The 18,882-nt window shown below is 55.3% G+C and carries 16 protein-coding genes and 1 pseudogene; 7 read left to right on the top strand and 10 right to left on the bottom strand.

Translation table 11 applies throughout. From position 1 onward, the window contains the following. Nucleotides 1-2,045: 2,045 nt before the first annotated feature. Both AC1RJW_RS28225 and AC1RJW_RS28220 read right to left on the bottom strand, forming a co-directional pair. Nucleotides 2,046-2,516, bottom strand: coding sequence for an RES family NAD+ phosphorylase (locus AC1RJW_RS28225; protein WP_493047857.1), 471 nt, complete (start codon nt 2,514-2,516; stop codon nt 2,046-2,048). Next, a complete protein-coding gene (locus tag AC1RJW_RS28220; protein WP_493047856.1) occupies nt 2,513-3,064 on the bottom strand; it encodes an Xre family toxin-antitoxin system antitoxin in 552 nt (183 codons plus the stop codon). Before AC1RJW_RS28220 ends, AC1RJW_RS28225 begins: the two co-directional genes overlap by 4 nt. A 619-nt stretch (nt 3,065-3,683) precedes the next feature. Between AC1RJW_RS28220 and AC1RJW_RS28215 the strand changes: the two genes are divergently transcribed. Together AC1RJW_RS28215 and AC1RJW_RS28210 are read left to right on the top strand one after the other, a co-directional pair. Further along, the gene (locus AC1RJW_RS28215) at nt 3,684-4,484 is read left to right on the top strand and encodes a hypothetical protein (protein WP_493047855.1); all 801 of its coding nucleotides are present in this window, start codon (nt 3,684-3,686) and stop codon (nt 4,482-4,484) included. Further along, complete coding sequence (locus tag AC1RJW_RS28210; RefSeq protein ID WP_493047854.1) at nt 4,481-5,731, top strand: tyrosine-type recombinase/integrase; 1,251 nt, start codon at nt 4,481-4,483, stop codon at nt 5,729-5,731. The genes AC1RJW_RS28215 and AC1RJW_RS28210 overlap by 4 nt, the downstream gene beginning before the upstream one ends. Before the next feature lie 299 nt (nt 5,732-6,030). Here the strand turns inward: AC1RJW_RS28210 and AC1RJW_RS28205 are convergent, their stop codons facing one another. From AC1RJW_RS28205 to AC1RJW_RS28195, 3 genes are all read right to left on the bottom strand, one after another. Continuing rightward, nucleotides 6,031-6,348 carry a hypothetical protein gene (locus AC1RJW_RS28205; RefSeq protein WP_100877069.1) on the bottom strand — a complete coding sequence of 106 codons (318 nt, stop codon included), beginning with the start codon at nt 6,346-6,348 and terminating at the stop codon, nt 6,031-6,033. Nucleotides 6,349-6,657: 309 nt separating this feature from the next. Then, entirely contained in the window at nt 6,658-7,533 is an 876-nt protein-coding gene (locus AC1RJW_RS28200) for a DNA-binding protein (protein WP_493047853.1), read from the bottom strand. A gap of 446 nt (nt 7,534-7,979) precedes the next feature. Then, on the bottom strand, nt 7,980-8,216 hold the full coding sequence (locus tag AC1RJW_RS28195; RefSeq protein ID WP_493047852.1) for a hypothetical protein: 237 nt from the start codon (nt 8,214-8,216) through the stop codon (nt 7,980-7,982). A 150-nt stretch (nt 8,217-8,366) separates the two neighbouring features. Between AC1RJW_RS28195 and AC1RJW_RS28190 the strand changes: the two genes are divergently transcribed. The 4 genes from AC1RJW_RS28190 (at nt 8,367) to AC1RJW_RS28175 (ending at nt 11,987) form a co-directional block, all read left to right on the top strand. Further along, the gene (locus AC1RJW_RS28190; protein ID WP_493047851.1) at nt 8,367-8,597 is read left to right on the top strand and encodes a helix-turn-helix domain-containing protein; all 231 of its coding nucleotides are present in this window, start codon (nt 8,367-8,369) and stop codon (nt 8,595-8,597) included. Continuing rightward, nucleotides 8,594-9,955, top strand: coding sequence for a type II toxin-antitoxin system HipA family toxin (locus AC1RJW_RS28185; RefSeq protein WP_493047850.1), 1,362 nt, complete (start codon nt 8,594-8,596; stop codon nt 9,953-9,955). Before AC1RJW_RS28190 ends, AC1RJW_RS28185 begins: the two co-directional genes overlap by 4 nt. A 157-nt stretch (nt 9,956-10,112) precedes the next feature. Beyond that, nucleotides 10,113-11,200 (top strand): IS3 family transposase gene (locus AC1RJW_RS28180; protein ID WP_493047849.1). Its coding sequence is split into 2 segments (ribosomal slippage): nt 10,113-10,365 and nt 10,365-11,200, totalling 1,089 coding nucleotides; the frame shifts between segments, so codons are not numbered across the junction. A 421-nt stretch (nt 11,201-11,621) separates the two neighbouring features. Beyond that, nucleotides 11,622-11,987: a hypothetical protein gene (locus AC1RJW_RS28175; RefSeq protein ID WP_493047848.1), complete on the top strand. Its 366-nt coding sequence runs from the start codon at nt 11,622-11,624 to the stop codon at nt 11,985-11,987. Here the strand turns inward: AC1RJW_RS28175 and AC1RJW_RS28170 are convergent. From AC1RJW_RS28170 to AC1RJW_RS28155, 4 genes and pseudogenes are all read right to left on the bottom strand, one after another. Beyond that, entirely contained in the window at nt 11,923-12,426 is a 504-nt protein-coding gene (locus AC1RJW_RS28170) for a helix-turn-helix domain-containing protein (protein ID WP_493047847.1), read from the bottom strand. The two genes, AC1RJW_RS28175 and AC1RJW_RS28170, sit on opposite strands and share 65 nt — an antisense overlap. Before the next feature lie 1,361 nt (nt 12,427-13,787). Beyond that, nucleotides 13,788-14,749 (bottom strand): annotated as a pseudogene (locus AC1RJW_RS28165) (IS5 family transposase). A 159-nt stretch (nt 14,750-14,908) separates the two neighbouring features. Further along, nucleotides 14,909-15,373: a hypothetical protein gene (locus AC1RJW_RS28160; RefSeq protein ID WP_493047846.1), complete on the bottom strand. Its 465-nt coding sequence runs from the start codon at nt 15,371-15,373 to the stop codon at nt 14,909-14,911. A gap of 275 nt (nt 15,374-15,648) precedes the next feature. Further along, nucleotides 15,649-16,533, bottom strand: a complete 885-nt coding sequence (locus AC1RJW_RS28155; protein ID WP_493047845.1) for a hypothetical protein — start codon at nt 16,531-16,533, stop codon at nt 15,649-15,651. Nucleotides 16,534-16,911: 378 nt separating this feature from the next. On the opposite strand from AC1RJW_RS28155, the gene AC1RJW_RS28150 reads away from it, so the two are divergent. Beyond that, entirely contained in the window at nt 16,912-18,252 is a 1,341-nt protein-coding gene (locus AC1RJW_RS28150) for a recombination directionality factor (protein ID WP_493047844.1), read from the top strand. Between the two features lie 297 nt (nt 18,253-18,549). On the opposite strand, the gene AC1RJW_RS28145 is transcribed toward AC1RJW_RS28150, so the two are convergent. Then, nucleotides 18,550-18,819: a hypothetical protein gene (locus AC1RJW_RS28145; RefSeq protein ID WP_493047843.1), complete on the bottom strand. Its 270-nt coding sequence runs from the start codon at nt 18,817-18,819 to the stop codon at nt 18,550-18,552. Nucleotides 18,820-18,882: the final 63 nt, after the last annotated feature.

Here is an 18,882-nt window from a genome sequence, read left to right as displayed (position 1 = left end):
AATCTCTGGTAATGCAAGCTACCTCGCGATGTGACTTTGATCGGTGGCACGCAAAACCTCGCCTTTCAGGGCGGGGCTAAGGGGGCCGACGGCGAAGCTGTCAGGCTTGACATGACTAGTTCCAGGTCAGCGGCTGCTCAATGTGCTCCGGATAACGGGGGCAAAGTGTGAGGACGACGATAGTGCGCCGTTCGAATGCTTCTTACGGATCGGAAGACTCAGACGCCACTCCTTTGCATCGATTGCTGTAAGCCCAATAAATTGGGCACCATCAATGTTTTAGAGTGGTGACAGCGCTTGTTGGCCTGTGGAGAGGTGGTGTAATCAGGTCACTCGCGGAGGCAGGGGCCCACCGACGCAATCCGAAAATCATTGCGCGGCGCTGTAGGAATCCCCCGTCCTTTAGGCGGTATATCAACGTTCAAAGGCACATTTCCTTGTAACAAACAACGACGAGGCAGGCTTCCTCAATAAGACGCAGCTACTCAATGCTGCCATGCGGGGCAGTATGGTAATCCATGGCCTATGTCCGTTTGCAATCTCTGTTCTGGCTTATCGCTATTCCGTTTCGATAAAATCTTTATTAAATCAAAGAGTTAGACGATATTACTGAGTAATATCAGGGATGGCTGATTTCAGCATGTCAATGTGCCATTGAGCTGGTGGATGACTTTGCATGTCTTGAAAATCTCCCAGAGGAACGCCGACCACCGACAAGGAAAACCCCTTCTATCTGGATTGGCCGGGGGCATCTTGAGAGGGCCTTGAAAAGGGAACAGGTGCCAATCAAATATATTTTTAGAAAGGAGTGATATGGTTAGCGCTGTAGTCAAACAGGTTAAACAGCCAGGTTATACGGCTAGGCATTCGATGTTTGCTCATCCTTCTCACACGACAATCCTTCCGGGAAAAACAATGCTCGACAAGCAGCAACAAACTGCCCCCATCCAGCTTCTCCGTAACGTCAGCCGTGCTTGGCATTGGTATGAGATGCTCAACGGTATGGATGTATTTGTCTTCAGGGATGGGTCTGCAATCGGCTACATCGTTGACAGAGCTCCAACTGCAGGAGTAGTTTTAAGTGAGGCAGTCCATACGAATTGATTACGAACTGATGACGAACAGAAACGGATGCGATGTGAGCTGCATGTCACCACGCAGTCCAATCCGTAGACAACACAGTCCGCTGTTGGTGATGCCAGCCAACAATCACAATGATTGCCGACGGCCGGCATAAAACTGGACGGAGTTTCGATCGGGCTCCCTGTCGAAAAATGGTTGAGCTGAATAACAGCTCGGTTGGGGCATCCCGCAGGTGCGCCGTTAGACCTTCATCGCCTTGGCTGATCATCATGATCATGACGTTGGCGTGTCTCCTTTTCTCAAACTAGCTGGCATATTGAGCCTCACCTTGGGTATGCCGGCCGCATTGGGCACCTTGCCGACGAGGCTAAATGCCAGCCGCCATTTTGCCCGGAAGCCGCATTAATCAGACCTGAAACGTGCCAGAGCAACATTCCATGTCAAGTGGCGCCATTGCGGCGGGATCGCTATTCTTTCGATGGGAGTCGTATCGTGTAGATGGTGGCTGGCGCAGTGTGAGATAGACACGCACCTATGGCACACCGTAGAGAACGGCATTCGAATTTCGCCATCAGGATGCCCTGCGAACGATGCTAGGCGACGAGGCATGTGGTTGTATTCCTTGGTGCTGCCATCGCTGTTTACGCACATCTGCTCTGTTCCAGGATAGGTACGAAGCCGGTATTCATCTTCTGCGTCAAGTTCTGGCTGCGGATTGTGCCGCCATTGATAGCGATGATGCGAGCAGCATGTCCGTAACTACTGTGTTCGCCTTAGACATGCAGATGGCGTGATGAGTGGTGCTATTGCTGTATTGACTGGCTCAAGAAATTACCGAATGGTTTGTTTGCGTGAGAATGAGCCACTGCCTATGGGGCCTGTATGCTTTTTCGCTGGTGACAGTGCAGGGGATGTCTCGAGCGCCCCCTCAATCACATCGCTAGAAAATGCTTTTAGGAAAGTCAGGGGAAGAAGCGTGGATCGTATATCCAACGCTTGCGAGTAGTTGCCACAATCGACTTGGCATCGCCATGCTGGGGATTAATCAATACATTGCACTCGTCGGGAACGATCACAGATGGTACCACCAGGAGGGCGCTTGTCCCTGCAGAAATCCATCCTTCACCAGTTCTTCTGGCCGACATGCCTGCCGGGATGGCATCCCAGCCGCCGGGAAGCGGGTGGAGGATTTCGCGGGTATTCCACACCGGATCTGGAATATCGATTTGCACCAGATAGCGGTTGAAAGGCAACCCACCACCACGCAGATAATGGACGGTTTCGAGGGTAGCCAAGGCGATGCTCGATGAGCAATAGACCATGGGTGTACCCTTGCTGTTCCAGCGCCCGCCCGTCATCTTGGCACCGGTACCGCTCAGATCATCGGCAGCGTATGCTGGTGCCTCCACCGCAATGCGCCATAGTTCTGTCATGCGTATGCTCCGCTTTGGCTCATGGAGAGCAATTCTGTCACTAACTTTTGGCCTTCAAAGGTGTCCATGTAACTCGCAGGCGTTGCGCCAGCTAGTGCGGGTAATGGTCTTGTCAGCCATTCGGCCACCCAGCGAGCCGCATCGAAATCCATGGGATTACCGGACTGCTCGACCATGCTCTGCACCATGCCAATCAATGTTTCGATACCAAGCACTCTTTCCGACTCATCCTTCGACAGCACGGTGGCATCTTTCTCCTTGCGGCTGATGGTGGCACGGGACAGCCCCAAGCTGGACAGCAAACTCTCTTTGCTCATACCCATGCGTGACGAGAGGCTGCTGATCGTCGACGCGGGTATGCCTTGCCGTATCACCGCGATCCGGTCCTGTGGATCAAATCCGTAGAGTGTGACTTGCACCTTGATGGCGTTGTGGCGAGCTGCACGCATCTGAGGGGTGGCAGTGCCTCCGGCCATTGAGCGGGTAGTCTTTACATTGACAGTGCGAGCTGTCAGCGCTGGCTTCAGAAGGAATTTTGACTCTGGCATGATCATCTCCTTTAAGACGATAGTATAGCTCAAATGAGACAGCTTGCACTTGCTGCAGGCGACCTGGAGCCGGTGGGGCACTGCGCATAAGCCGCGCATGGCATTGGCTCATGGAACGGTGAAGGGGAGGTCACCGCGCCCGCCTGCAGAAACATCGTTCACGGACTGAATAAGGGGTGGGCGCAGGCAGTCAGCGGGCCAAGAGCGCAGTGCTTGCGTGGCGGAGGTCGTACCAGTGCATGCTGAAATGACGGCCATGGGGTATTGCGAAGTGCCTGGAGAGCATTAAATAGCTGTCCATCGTTTTCAAACTGAGTTGCGATTAGTTTGTTTACTTAATCGCTGCTAAGTAAACTAGATGATATTTACAGGTATCTTTATACCGGTTAAACTACCTGTCACGCGGCGCCCTGGCGCCCGCCCCGAGGCTGTCCAGCAGCGGTGGTGCCCAGCAGCGCCGCCACCACTGGTCCCTTACCCCGACGCGGGAGCGAATGATGTTGTCCTATGCCCTTTTGAATTCCCCGCCGCTGGCGCACGCTGGCCATGCGATGCCACGGGTCGAAGTGTTGCCCGCTTGCGAAACGTTGCACTGCATGGCCAGCCTCGGAGCAAGGCCATGAGCCGCCCGTCCTTCAGCCTGGCCGATGATGAGGCGCGCGCGTTGCTGGCCTTGCTGCCTGCCATCGTGACCCGCCACGCCAATGACCTGCGCAACCACCGTCCGTTTGTACGCGACTTTGTCGCGGCTGTGCACAGCGCCACCGGTCGCACCTATGGTCCGGATGTGTATCGGCGCCTGCTGGCGGCCTATGCACCGGAGCGCCGGCCGTCAACCACCACCCTGGCTGCCGAAAAGACGGCCCTGGAACAGCGCCTGGCCCTGGTTCCCGCCGTTGCCGCAGTCACTGGCCAGGCAGGTGAGGGCGGTGCACCGCTGGCCGAGCTGTTGCGCCAGGTAGTAAAGGAGGCACTGGCCGCCAGCGGGCGAGACCAGGAGGGCACCGAGGCGCTGCTGCAGCAGCACCGTGCGCATGCCGATTACCTGCGCGAGCGGCTGGACCGTACCGAAGCGGAGCTGGCCAGCGCGCGCGAAACGGCCGCCCGCCTGGCAGCGCAGTTACAAGTGGTGCAGAGCCAGGCTGCCATGTACCAGGAGCAGCTCGTGCTGGCCCAGGCTGCGGCCGCCAAGCAGGCGCAGGCGAGCGAGCAGCTGCCCCAGGCGCTGCAGGACATGCGTCAGTTTGCTTTGCGGGCGATGGATGAGGTCCGCGGCGAGACGCGCGCGGTTAAGGAGAACAATGCCTATCTGGTGCAGCAGCTGAAGGATCAGGAGGCGACGCTGGAGACGTTCCGCCAGATCGCCTACCGGCATGGTGCGCCGATTCCCGGCCAGCGTAATGGCGGGCCCGTCCGATGAGTGAGCTGGCCAGCTATGGATCGCAAGACGCGCTGGCGAGTACGGCGCCGCCTGCGCACCTGTTCGGCGCGGTCAGCGACGACTGGGTAGCAGCGGAGATCTGGCTAGGCGAAGTGGCCGATAATAGCCGCAACAGTTCCCGTGAAACGCTGGCAACGTACCGTTTTCACCTGGCCAAGCTGCGCTGGTACTGCGAGCAGATCGCCCGTCTTCCGCCGTCGCGCTGGACGATTCCGGACGTTAAGGCGTTTCGCGATTTTTTAAGCGCCCTGCCGGTGCGGGCCATCTCGGCACGCGGGGCGCGCGCTGGCGACATGGGCTACACGCCGTTCCGCAAACAGCCTTCACCAAGCAGCCAGGCCGACATCATGCGGTTTGCACGCGCGATGTTCACGGCCTTCCATGGCACCGGCTACCTGCGCGTCAACCCCATGATACTGACCCGGACACCAAAGCCGCGCCGGCTGGACACCAGCCGTTCGATTGCGCCCGACATCTATGATTTGGTGCTGGGCGTGATGGAGCGCCAGCGGGACGAGGGACAGGTGGCGTATCAGCGGCATTTACGTGACCGTTTTGTCCTGGTCTTCCTGCGCGAAACGGGTCTGCGCGCCTCGGAACTGGTGGGCGCCAACATGGGGGCTGTGTATGCGCTGAGCGATCCGGAAGCGGGTAAAACCTACTGGGTGGTGCGCGTCGATGAGGAGGATGCCAAAGGCGCCAATGAACGTTCGATTCCGCTCACCCGCGTGGCGATGGATGCGCTGATTGCCTACCGGCTGGGTTTCGGGCTCCCGGCGCTGCCCGCTCCGAATGAAGTGCAGCCCATCGTGCTGTCTCCGCGCACCCGGCCGTTGTCGATCAACGCGCGCACCATCAAGGGTGCGGCCGACCGGCGTTTCTTTGGCGCCTGGGGCAGCGTCACCACGCGCCAGGGACTTTACAAGATCGTCAAGGGCCGGATCACGGATGCGGCGCAGGTGCTGCAGCGCGAAGGCATGCCTGATGCCGCCACTGAATTGCTGAAGGCCTCGCCGCACTGGCTGCGGCACACCTTCGCCAAGGCGACGTTGTTGCACGGGCATAGCGTAGTGGATGTTGCGGCGGCGCTGGGCCACGCCAGTGTCGATACCACGATGATCTACACGGAGCAGGGTGCGCTCGATCAAATCAGGGCGTGGGAGCGGCGCCGGCCGGGAGTATTGGCCGAGGTTGACGCAGTGCCCATACCGGCGGGCGCCGGCTAGTCTTCGTGCGTGCGGCGGCAGAAGTATGTCTGCCAGACGGCAGGGATTGCCTGTGCGTCGCCTGTCACTAGATGGCGCTGCGTACTGTCCATTGTTTCGCCAACTGACGGATATGGCGCATGATTTTCTTTGCGGGTACGTCTGTTGTGGCTGGCATTCTTCCCCCGCCTGGCAGATACGCAGCATCCCTGCAAGTTGGTCTGGAGCGACAGCGAGGCAATAGCTGGTGTTGATACTGCGAGCAGCGATCGTCAGCCTAATCATGCGCCGTGCGTTGCGCCGGAAATGTGCGTATATGTTTACTTGCCGCGGGCGCGCAAGTAGGCTGCGGAAATTTCCTTTGGGGTTGGGCTGTATTTGCTTTGGCTAATATGGGGTTGTCTTTTAAGAGGAACTTCAGCAAGCATGGCTCCTTGTCGCACGGACGCTAGCGCTACCTCTGCTTGACTGGTCGAGATGTATTTGCGCGCATCTCGATTGTGGATTTCCTCATCAGGGGCTGCCCCTAGAGAGAGCAAGAGCCGTTTTTGATAGGCGATCTCATCGTCCACATCGAACCGCATGCCGGCAAGGTACAGCAGAGCGTGAAACTTGCTGATTTCGGTTTTTACGTTCATGGCTATGCCCTTTTAGTTTGTTCTTTATCAGACTGGTTTTCGCTAGCGTCCCCGTTGAAGCCTCTGACGTGCTGGTCGTTTTCCTTTATGCATTTGTATTTGCTTAGCTGCGCAGCTAATCGAGCAGTTACAGCTAAACAACATGATCGTCGAATTCTGACGCCACTGCAAAGTGAGTGCGTTAGCGCCGCTATCCCTGGTGGAAGTTACTTCAGATTGCAGCGCTGATTAGCTGCGCCGGTTTTGGGGTTTCCTGGTGTGATGTCTGGCGTTCCGATGTGCATCGATTTATGCCAGCATCAGGCCTAGTCAGGCCGCGATCTTGCCGCGCAATTCAGCCGTGGTCTCGATTGCCTGGCGCTCGCTGGAGCGCGAGGCTGCGAGGTTTTCCCTGAGCGAACTGATGGTGCGTTCTGCTTGCTCCAATCGTGCGTTGCCCGCCTCGATGGCCACGCGTGTCGATGTTAGTTCGGCGACCTGGCGGCGCTCCCGTTCCTGGCTGGTGGTTAACTGACCTTCCAGGGACTCGATGCGCAGCTTATTCTCGGTTACGCGCTCGGCTAAATGCTCCCGCTGGGCGGTGCTAACTGCTGCCGTTTGCTCGGCAGCGGTACGTGCACGCCGTTCAGACTCTGACTCGGCTTTTGCAGAAGCCAGGTCGGCTTCCAGGCGCGGCATGGCTTCCAGCCGCATTTCCAGCTTTGCCAGTTCGGTGTGAACGCGCTCGGCGACAGCGCGTTGCGTCAGGGCTTCTTCGCGCGCGCTTGCCAAGTCGCGTTCCAGTTGGTCGATACGGCCCTGGAGGGCAGCGTTGGCGTCCATGAGCTGACCGATATTGTCCTCGTGCTCTTCAAGCTGCTCTGCTAATTGCTTGTTTTCCCGCGCTAGATCCGCTGCTGTTTCCTCGCTGTTTGCCAGGTGCGATTGCACCTCCGCCGTCGCGCGCGCCACCTCTTGGCCGAAATGCTCCTGCAGTACGCGCATCAGGACAGGGGAGAGGGTGATGCCCGTTGCCTGTTGCGGCTGGCCGCTTTCCCAGTTCTTGAGCATGGGATGTACTGTCCCTGGGCTTCCGCTGCCATGTTCGGCGATGATCAGACGAACGGTCGGTTTTGTTCCTGTGGATTTGAGGCGGTTTGCAATGGCGTTGACGTGATCTTGCGTGATGGTGGCGAGGCGGGGCATTTGTATCCTGAGTCTATTACGTTACGTATCATTTGTTTCGTAACAAATGATACGTTATGAATCCAATTCGTGCAATTGCCGAGCGGTGGTGCGTTGGGCAAGGCTCCTCAAAAATGGCGCCAGCTCAACCGTCTACTCAGCGCGTAGACAATCTTCTCTGCTGCGATTGGCTATCGTCAAAGTTAGGACCACATGTTTACCAAAGAAATCAATTACTTAGCGTATGTTGGCTTTACTCGATTTTCTGTCCCCGCATCAAAGTTAAGCTGAAAAATGGGAAGCGTTGCGTCAGTCTTAAACGAGTAGTTTTACAAGTCGGAGGCACCTAGGTGTTTAGCTCGCCATAGTTGATGCAAGGCTACTGGGGCTTTTTGACAGAGGTGAAGGATAATGTCGTGGCTCCCCCGTGCCTGGTTCTGGCGCGTTGAGCGAGGAGGGGCTGACCTCTAGCTGGTGCGTTGTATCACTTCTGGGCCGCGTGCGGCGTCACACCCAGGCGGCGCGGTCCCTTGATGAAAGCAGTCGCGTCGTAGCCCTTTTTCAGCACCCATTGTCGCGCAAGCTTTGTTGATGCTGCGCCCGGCCATGATGAACGCCGCGTCGTATTCGGCGGTGCCGCTCGCCAGTATGGTGGTGTCGTCTACCTCCAGGCCGTTGCGATTCTTCAGCAGATATAGGTTCAAGTAGTAAGGATTGACTTTGCATATGATCGAGCAATCACAATTCTTCTACCCTGATGCTTGATTAAGAAAAAAGTGATCGCTTGCTCATATTTGAGTAATTTCCAAAAATAATATGCTAAAATGTGACAGCTCGATCACATTGAGGAAAATATGTCTAGTTCAAATTATCAGACTGTGACTTCAACAGTTCAGCTTGGCAAAATCGCGCGCGCTGCGCGAAAAAAGCAGGGTCTTACCCAGCTTGACCTGGCTGGACTTGCTGGGAAAAGCAATCGCTTCCTCATCGACTTGGAGCGGGGCAAAGAGACCTTGCAGATGCAGATGGTGCTCGATGTGCTGGCCCTTCTTGGTCTTGAGCTCGTAATCAAGGAGAAATCGTGAGTTCGAAAGAAGCATCTGCCAAGCGCATCCCCGACGCCCTCTGGGTGTACGGCCCAGACGGGCAGGTCGGTACGCTTCACAATACTGACCCCCTATCATTTAGCTACAGCGACACGTGGCTGGCTACGCCCGGCGCCGAGCCCATCGTGCCAGGTTTGCCATTGGCGCCTGGCCAAGTCAAGACGCCTGCGGTCGCCGCCTTCTTCGAAAACCTTCTCCCAGAAGGTGACCAGCGCAAGGTCATCAGCATGCGAGAAAAGGTCTCAACGGTATTCGGCTTACTCGCGCGCGTCGGAGGGGAGAGCGCCGGCGCCTTCGTGCTAGTGCCTGAAGGCGAGACCTTGCAGCCTCCCGTCTACCAGCATCTGACGTGGGATCAAGTAGATCTTCTAGTCCACGCTGACGGCGCCCAGTCAGCAGAGCGGGATGAGATCGAGCGCGAGGCAGCAGCCTTGCCTGCTCCTCGTATGTCCCTGTCTGGCGCGCAGTTCAAGCTCCTCCTCTACGTTGACGAGGACGGCAACCCTGCTCGACCTATGGGCAACGCGCCATCCACGCACATCCTCAAGCCCGACATCCAGCGTAGCGACATCAGGGTGTTTGCATCATCCGTGAACGAAACAATTATCATGCTCGCGGCAGAAAAGTGCGGACTTCAGACCGCGAAGGTGGCGTATCAGCCAAACACGCGCGCGTGTCTCGTCGAGCGATACGATCGGGAGCGGCAGCCTGATGGTTCTCTCAAACGCATCTGGCAGGCCGACTTCTGCCAAATGCTCGTCAAGCCGTCCGATGTCAAATACGAGGCCGAGGGTGGCCCATCGTTCAAGGACTGCTATGACTTGCTGGGCGCTTCAGCGCTCCCTGCAGTCGATCGGCTGCAGCTGCTGCGCTGGCTCTTCTTTAACCTGTGCGCGGGAAACGACGACTCGCACGCGAAGAACCTGTCGATCATCGCTACGCCAAAAGGACTACGCCTCGCGCCGTTCTACGACATGATGTGCACGCGGGTCTATCCCGGCCTGGCCGCCAAGTTCGCCTTCGAGATCGCCGGTGAAACGGAGCCCGGCAAGATCACCGGAGTGCACGTCCTAGAGCTCGCAGACTCTCTCGGCGTTGCGCCGAGATACATGATGAACCTAGCGCTAAACATGGCTGGCCGGCTGCCGGCTGCGACGTCGGCCGTCGTCGAGCAGCTTCGTCCAATGCTTGGTCCGCAAGAGACGGTGTTGGCCGAGCGCCTGGTGCAGCGGGTTTCGTCGATTTCAACTCGCTTGGCAAAGCGGATCACCAAGCCAGCAGCGCTAGATGAAGAGATTGTCCCGGAGCAGGAATCCGGCGAAACACCTGGTCCATGAGCTAGGCCCACTGGATGTAGCTCAGCCGATGGTGCTGGGCGCTGCCGCACGCCAGCTCCACCAGCACTTGGCCGGTGAGGATGAAGGGTAATCTCCCCACCAAATGATCGCGTTTAAAAGTAGAAATTTCCAAATTCAGATTTTTTGAAAGTTCTGCATGAAGACGTCCCGTTTTACCGATAGCCAGATCATCGCCATCCTCAAGCAAGCCGAGGGCGGCTCGCCCGTCCCTGAGCTGTGCCGCGAGCACGGCATCAGCAACGCCACGTTCTACAAATGGCGCTCGAAGTTCGGCGGCATGGACGCCTCGCTGATGGCCCGCATGAAGGAGTTGGAGGACGAAAACCGGCGCCTGAAGAAGATGTATGCCGAGGAACGCTTGAAAGCCGAGATCGTCGCGGAGGCCCTGACAAAAAAGTGGTAACGCCATTTCAGCGGCGGGAGATGGCGCAATGGGCCGTGGCCCAGCGTTCAGCCACAATTGGACTGGCCTGCCAGGCGTTCGGCATCAGCCAGACCTGCTATCGCTATCGCGCCAAGCTCGATGCCGAGAACGCCCTGGTGGCCGACTGGCTGGTGCGCCTGACCAACAAGCAGCGCAACTGGGGCTTCGGCCTGTGCTTCCTGTATTTGCGCAACGTGAAGGGTTTTCAATGGAATCACAAGCGCGTCTACCGGATCTATCGCGAGCTGGAACTGAACCTGCGGATCAAGCCGCGACATCGCCTGGTGCGCGAAAAACCGCTGCCGCTGGCCGTGCCTGCACAGATCAATGACACCCGGTCGATGGACTTCATGCACGACCAACTGGCCGATGGCCGTAGCATCCGCTTGTTCAACGTGATCGACGACTACAACCGTGAGGGGCTCGGCATCGAGATTGATTTTTCATTGCCGTCTGAACGGGTCATCCGGTCCCTCGACAGGATCATCGAATGGCGTGGTAAACCCCAGGTCATTCGCTGCGATAACGGCCCGGAGTACATCAGCGCTGTGACGCTGGCCTGGGCCGCCAAGCGCGGCATTCGCATCGACCTCATCCAGCCTGGCCAGCCACAGCAGAATGCTTATGTCGAGCGCTATAACCGCACGGTGCGCTACGACTGGCTGGCCCATCACCTGTTTGAAACGCTCGATGAGATCCAGGATTTTGCAACCCGCTGGCTGTGGACTTACAATCACGACCGGCCCAACATGGCACTTGGCGGCATCACGCCAAAACAGAAGCTTGCCTTGGCCGCTTAACCTCTACTTTTAGCGCGCTCTAAAAATGGGGGGATTACCCCAAACGCCGTGGGTGGCAGAGGTTCGTTGCACCAACGTAGCCCCCATGCTTGTTTTCCAATGGTCGGGCGAACGAGGTGACAATCTCTTCGCCGTCAACGGTACTGGCGAAAGCGAACACTTACTTTCCCTCACCTCTGTAGCGGTTACCGTTACTCGTCGGACTGGCGCAGAGCATTTTGACGATGCGCAGAGTTCAGCTTTCCGGCGCGCCTTTAGGAAATAACTGTGTTAATGTACAGTGGTTTCGATCTTAAAATGTTTAGCCAGAAAGGATGCGTTGTCTATGCGCTCACTTGTATGCCATCCGTTGCCATTGAGGGCGCGCGTCTTATTTATTCGCTCCAATGGCGTACTGTTCGCATCGGAAGGAAGTCCAGAGATGACGCGCCGCTATGTCTGGGCGCCTGTTCTTGAGGGTCTGCTTGTGCCATATCCCGATGTGTGTGTTGTTTTTCTGCGCTCAGAGGAGGAAGCGCAGGAACCCGAGACACTCAAGGGCAACTTAGGACGGCTCGGACAGCGTGTTATCGATGTCCTGACGTCAGATGATCGCTCCATCGCTGAAACGGTGCGTGGTTGGCGGGAGCATCATCCCGAGGTGATGCAAATGTGTCTGCTGACCTCCGCTGGTGTAACGATGATCAATATGGCTGGCATCGTATGTGATGCTGCGCGAGGCGTTAGCGCAATCGAAGTGAAGTCCCAACTGCAGGATTGGCTGGAAGTGGAAAAGATGGTGGCATGATGTGTGGTGGTGGCTGACAGATGTTGTGACTCTGTGCGTATGCTTTTTTCCCGTGGATCACCAGATCTCTTTTTTCGCGGATGGGGGAACGATTTTTGCCGGTGCTTGCATTTTCATGGCCTGTTTGGGCCGACTTTTGGGGGCCTTTATTACACGGGACAGAGTAGGGGCACCCGAGCGCTTCCGCAGGCGTGGACTTCATGTCGCCAGGATGATCAGCTTTATTACTGTCGATTAGTACGAGTTCGACACCGAGCAGGCGCAATACCAAGTAGAGCCGTTCAACACTGGTCGATGCGGGATTGGCCTCGAATTGTGCGTAACTTTGCTGTGTTATGCCGAGCTGCTCTGCTACGGCTTGCTGGGTCAAGCCGGCTTGCTTGCGAAAGCCGACTAGAAGAGGCCGTAGTTGCTGAAGTGTTCTGAGTGGATAGCGCATGAGGTAGTTCCAGCTGTGCTTTTCACAGTATAGGTATTGTATTTTAGATTTACAGTTCTTGACCTGTATTCTGTATTGACGAGATGCTGCTGCCACGGATGTATTGTACGGTCTCGTCGCACGGTCTTTCGACAAGGCGAGCGACGCCGGCCATCACAAAAATCTCCTCGCCTAATCGTTGCGATGCCCGTTCATATTCAAGTGGAGCTTGAGTGATGCGAGGTAATACCTGGGCCGACAGCATGGAACGATGCATCATGGTATACATGCCCAAGAGCCGTAAAATGTCGTATTTTCTGTTAACCTCCTATCGCCATGTTTGCACTGTTCGGAGAGATGCGGTTGGGAGTCATTGGCACAGTTTGCAAAGATCGTTGTACGTCATACGCTTTGATGCAAAGTCGCCAGCTATCATTTATACATGAGAAGTTATCCCCATTTTCGGTGTACAAGCATGTGTATAACTCGTTGCCCTTGCTCTGAAAGGCGCAAACTGAATGGTTTACGGACAGGTGCTGCTTTTCTAATCAGTGGCAGCCTCGCCGTATTTACCGAGCATTTTTACCGATCTGCATGGCGTCTACCTCGCGCTGCTTCGCAATCGCATGACAGCTCCACCGTCGAGCTTGATTAGCAGCTCACTTCAGGAGGCAGTATTCCGGACCTACTTTTACAGTGGATACTTTGGCCAGGCGGCCACCTCAAATCGTTATTCAAGATGGAGAAAAGTGGCAATAAAAGCGGTAGAAAATTCTCTCAAAAATGCGTCGAAATTAAAAAGTTCCCCATGTAATCAACGATCTATAATAATTCTGAATAGATGGAATAAGTGGCAAAAAAAGTTTAAATTGCTGTGCCCGCTTCATCCGGCATAGCTGCGTGATTGCCAGCTGCAGAAATACAACTGTTTGCGATAGCATCATGGGTAATCCCACCATTTTTAGATCGCGCTCAAAGTAGATGTTTAGCGCCTAGAGCAAGCTACTGCTTTGGCATCATGCCGCCGAATGCCAAGTTGGGGAAGGCTGTCGTAACTAGCTCTGCCGTAATAGCATTCAGAAGCAGGCGCTCTGCTGCTGATTCGGTGGGATATGACATCCTTCACAGTCCGTTATGGCGAAAGACGGCTAGCTTTTACTTGAGCGCGGCGAGAGTCTCTGCCGGGCAGTGGGAATAGACAGGCCAGCCACGATCTCGTCGTGGGATTGGGCTGCGACTAGATCGCACGCCAGCCGTCTGGCAGGATACCCGGGCCCCTAAGGAAGTACTGATCAATTCGCTAGCGCGCCAAATAGCCAACCGTCGCGCCACTCAGGCCCGTTTTTCGTTCGATTTGACGCGATACTCACGTCTTTTTGTCATCAAGACAGACTACGGGATTCAGTGATCGTAGAGCGCCTGCCGGCCAGCAGCAGATTGGCAAAGGCGAACAACGTAAGAGCTGTACAGTGTTCTTGGCCAGGCCGCGATAACGCGTCTTTCGATGACGAAACAGATTCTTGACGACACGCAACGGATGCACGACTTTCGCCCGGACACTAGCTTTCAATTGCTCCAGATTTTCCGTCAAGCGTCTCAGTTTATTGTTGGGCAGCGCCTTGCGTTTGGAGCGCCTCATGGCCACATGCCACGTCACCGATTTGCCGATGTTCTCGGATTGCTTTCCACGACCTGGTAGCCGGCGTCGCCGTGCAGCAGTGCGTGTGCCTGCGTCACGTCGGCGACATTGCCGGCCGTGCCGATGACCGTATGCACTAGGCGCGAAGCGGCATCGACGCCGACGCGAGCGTTCATGCCGAAGTGCCAGTCATTGCCTTTCTTCGATTGGTGCATCTCTGGATCACACTTGCCGTCCTTGTTTTTGGTCGACGGCGGCGCGGCAATCAGCGTGGCGTCGACGATGGTGCTTTCGCGCATCATTAGACCCTTTTTGGCCAAGTGCCCGTTGATCGTGTCGAAGATCTGGCGCATCAGCCCGTTGGCTTCCAGCGGGTGGCGGAACTTCCGAAAGGTTTGTTGCGTCCGGCGCCGAATCGCGGTCCAGATCGATGCCGACAAAGGCGCGAATCGATTGGCTGTTGTAGATCGCGTCTTCGATGCCTTCGTTAGACAAGCCAAAGCATTGCTGAGCCACATACATGCGCAGCATGCGCGCCGGCCCAATCGGTGGCCGACCGGCGCTTTCGACCTTCGGATACAACGGCTCGTTCAGTCTGTGCAGCTTGCCCCACGGCGTCACGCTGTCGATCTCGGCCAGGAAGCGGTCGTGCCAGGTCAGCTTCTTCTTGGTGGCGTATTCAAGGTGGGAGAAGCTCTTTTGCATGGTTGATGGTGGACGGTGGCGATACCGATATTGTCTCAGGTCAGGCCGCAGCAGCAAACGGTCCCCGATGAATTAATCAGTGTTTCCCTATAGGCGGGTCAAGACTGCGATATGACACCAATGAGAGCTGCTCGCCGATTTTTTCGTACAGAAAACGGGTCATTTGTTTTCGTGATTGTTGAGTGCTGCCGCCTGGTTTTCAGCAATCGTTTTGAATCGATATTTTTCTCTCGCATCATTTTCGATAGTGAGCAAATAGAACAAGCTTTCAACTCTCAGACAGTTTTGCGTGTCCATTTTTTTCTGCTCTTCAAGAAAATTTAATGTTTGAATGGAAAGCGACGCACTCAAGGTCGCTACCGTGGACGTCCGCAAGGTTTGGCGATGAAATTCTTCATTGGCATAGTCCCAAGGAATTGGCATGTTAAGTGCAGTAATGATGAAAATCGTCATAGAAGCAATGATGAAGAAATAACTGATGTAAATATTGAGATATGCGAGAACAGCACCAAGGATTAAAATCAGTGTATTCGCAATTAGTGCGAGTTTCAGGCCCTTACCTAATAATGGACGGCTTTCTCGATCGATAGCTTGCTGCAGAGTTTCCAATTCTTTGTTTGTCATGTTTATCTCCCAGTGAAGTGAATGCTGTGTTTCGTACTTTGGGGCGCTCTTGAGGCAGATGAATCCAAATATCTATGCCTCTGGTATGCATGGCCATGCAAGTTTGGGAACGACCAACGCTAATGCTGTTTATCGCAGGGGCTCTGATACCAGGCATACTGCGTCAATGGTGTTCGCTGTTTGCACTGGCGATTTTCAAGGAGTTTCCATGTTGCATCAGGATCGCTTGATAACTTCATGGCAACTCCCATCCCATAGCGAGAGAGGGGCTCGGTCTAGGACATATCAACATAGTCTCGGCGACTGTGGTCGTGTGTAGGCCCCGGTATGTATGCAGTATTGGAAGCGGCCGTGCTGACGGATTCTTCGGCCTCAGTGGTATCGGAATTGTGTGCATCCACCGATTGGATCGTCATGACCTTTGTGTCGGTTGATGGATTACCATGGACGATCTTATCGCTTGCAACCGCATCATCAGAACTCAATGCATTGGCTGCGGAATGGCCGACCTGGTCAGTACTATTTTTTTGATGTGCAGCGTTTTTGTCGGTGTTGGCAAGAGCCGCACTTTTCCTCTGCAGGCCGATCTTGAGCGTACGGACGATGCCGCCAACGCTACGCACCATTCTTTTAAAAAGGTTCTTCTTGATACTGAGCTGACTTTCAGAGATGAGTTCGTCAATGGCCAACGTTTCCAGCATGGGCATCAACTGATCGACTTTAGCAATGAGCTCGAGTAATCGGCGACCAATTTTTCCAAGCATACGTACTTCGAGCGTGAGCGGTTCGATCACATAGGTTGCCAGGGAGCCGATATTGTTCTTGTGAAGCTCCTGCTCCACCCTGACCATTTCCTTGTCGATGCTGTCTATTTTTTCTTCGACAAGCTCAAGTACTTGCTTTTCAACCTGTTCGATATCGGCATCCGGTAAAGAAAGGCGCGCAATTTTGGAGATGTAGTGCATGTGGAGCTGCGTAATATCAAAATAGCGGAGGAACAAACGCTTTCCTTCTGGGCTGGAAAGGCTCATTTTGACGATGCGACCGGCTGACTCGACCGGGGCGAGTGACGCCAGCGCCTGGCGTTGCAGCAATTTTTGATTCATCTCGCCGTGATCCTGACGGATCACGCTGACGTTGCCGTTTGTCGCATTCATCATCTTCCCCTCACTCGTTTGCCACTGCGTAGCCCCATGTTGGTCCATTTCCCGGCATGTTGTTGACCAATAAACTGCCGTTTTGACGGGGTATTTGAGTTGGTATTGCTAACCAATGAGCCAGAAAATGCTATTTGGAAGACGATCTCTGCGTCGTTTCCATATCCGCAAGTGTGCGGATAGATGCCTTGTCTACGAACTAACCCGATCCAGGCTCCTTCTCTGGGTTCACTTTGCTCTAACACCTGACAGGGTAGATCACGTGGTTCATTTCCCGATATGTCTATTGCCGCCCCATGTGAAAGGCCAGGGTTGACTCGGATGCTGTGCAGGCGACCATGGAAGCACATACCAACTCGTGCAACCGTAAAGGAGTGGAATATGAACCATGGCGAAATAGCGTTGCGTAGTGCCCAAGCTGCTCCCATCACCGTGCTGGGGCACCGCATAAAACGTATCCCTACCGCTGGGAAAATTCATGCCGGCATCCAAATCCTGACACCGGCAGCGGCGAAGCACCCCGATATTGTGGCTATATATGAGGAGGGTGTGGCGCAGAACATCTCATTTCAGAAAATCTCTCATCGGATACTTGAACAGTTTCCTCAGATTAAAAACCCCTTGATGCCGAAAAATGTTCCCTGGTTTACCGTCCGCCCGGAAGACTTTCCCAATCGTGACATACCCGGGCAGCTGATGCATTTGTATGGGGAGGACCGTGGCGAAGGGCGGCGTCTGTACCGATTCCCGGTCATTTTTCCGACCGACACGTGGCAGTTGATCGTGCCGCATGAGCTGGCGACCTGGAGTGCCAACGAGAAACGGTACTGGAGCGAGTATTCCGCCGACGGCCGGACACGGCATTGCATGATGTTCGCGCCGGCCAAGGTAGCGGCGGGCAGCACACGGATCATCCGTACCTTCGGCGGACGAGCAAAGCAACTGCGGCCCGACAATCATGGCATTTGCGATCCTGACTGCTGCCCGCAATTCCAGGCTCGGCAATGCAATCTCTCTGGGCGTTTTGTGTTCTACGTTCCTGGCGTCCAATCGATCGATGCCTTTGAACTGGCGACCAACAGCATCTATGCAATGAGCCGTGCCATTGAGCGGTTGGAAGCAGTGTCCTGTCTGCGTGGAGGGAGAATTGGAGGATACCTGGATTCAAATCGATCTACTTTCTACATCACGAAGATGTTGCGCGAGGTGTCGCGTATTGGTGATGATGGACGTCCTGTGAAGACCGCTCACTGGATCATCGAGCTCCAGGCCCCCATTGATGTCGCCGTGCTGCTGACGAATCAGTGCAATGGGGAGGCATTGCGGCTGACGGATCCATCAGCAACCCTGTTGAATGGTACGGGTCCTGTCGAGCTTGAGCAGGCTAACGTCGCTGGAGATGAGCCTGGCGAACTGCCCGATTCCGCCGCGCGCATAGCAGCAGGTGACGATGGCGGCGCGACGGTACAGAATAGTGGTGCGTCGAATGCAGGGGCCGGGGAGGGTAGTTTAGAACCTACCGACTTGGGTGAAATGTGGGGCCTGCTGGGCGAGATGGGGATTGTTCGAAGCGATTTTGAGAGCTACGCTGCTAAGAAGTGGGGGAGCGGCTGGCGTATCAACCCGCGTGGACGCGCACGCGTGTATGACGAGCTGAAGCGTCATACGAGTCACCCTGAAGGGTTGAAAGATCAGATCGAGACGGTGATTGGCCTGGTGTAATCGATGGGAGATGTCCGTAAAACTAGTCGCCTTGATGAGGTAAGAGTGGAGCCATACAGAAAATGACAGTTGAAAAAATCGCCGAGTAACACGTCGGCGATTCTGTAGGGGCGGTCAGACTATGATGTTTTCACACTGCGTTGTTTCTTCGTCTGTCGAACGTAGTGCCAGGTAATAGCTACTGCAGCCACCGCAGCAGCAATGTCGACCGATATAATTATGTTGGCGAATGACATGCTATTCCTCCAGTTCTTTCTCTGTGAAGAAAGTGTAGTTCATTTGCGCATAGCGGCAAGCCTATTCGGTTGTATTTTCTTCACTGCGGCTGCCGGGCTGTTGTGGCATTGCCCTGGATCCTTGCTCTATTTTTGTCTCCGTGTCTTCGATGCCGGCGATAATGGTCGTACAGACACGGCAAACGACAAACAAGCCAAGGGCGACCAGGGCGGTGGCACGAGGACTGGCGCTAAATGCGCCCAAGACGGCGCTGGCGAATGATCCGGTTTCCAGGTGTTTAAGTGCCTGCAGGGCGGTTCGTTGGGCTTTTTTATTGAACGTAAAACGCATTTTCAATGCCTCCATTGAAAAAACGTGGCCCGCCTGACCGGGACACATATCCTCCTTAGCAGG

The organism is Janthinobacterium sp. GW822-FHT07A03 (assembly GCF_058798815.1).
This window is presented reverse-complemented; position numbering and strand designations above follow the sequence as displayed.